The organism is Paraburkholderia sp. SIMBA_054 (assembly GCF_046534875.1).
Taxonomy (GTDB): domain Bacteria; phylum Pseudomonadota; class Gammaproteobacteria; order Burkholderiales; family Burkholderiaceae; genus Paraburkholderia; species Paraburkholderia hospita.
Map to the genome: position 1 here is coordinate 1 of NZ_JAWRXV010000723.1, position 274 is coordinate 274.

Annotated in this window: 1 protein-coding gene; it reads right to left on the bottom strand. The window is 43.1% G+C overall.

Annotated elements, in window-relative coordinates; all coding sequences use genetic code 11:
* Positions 1 to 274, bottom strand: a 274-nt coding sequence (locus SB822_RS56985) for a DegT/DnrJ/EryC1/StrS family aminotransferase (RefSeq protein WP_410859091.1), incomplete at both ends; no start/stop codon positions are given.

A 274-nucleotide genomic window follows, 5' to 3' on the forward strand; every position in this document is an offset into this window, starting at 1 on the left:
GGTCGAGACTCGATATTGCCTTTCTCCAGAGCTTCCATAACATCAATCGGTCTGATCTTACCGGTCAATGTCATCGCACTCAGCCAATAATTCGGCTTATCCCACTCATTGTTCGGCATGAATCCCACGCCTTCTAGATCGCTTAATTCCCTTTTATAAAAGTTGTATATATAATTCTTTTTCGCAACTCGTTCATCCAGCACTTTAAGCTGGCCTCTGCCAATACCCGCAACTACATTACTCATTCGGTAATTAAAGCCCAACTCACTATGCT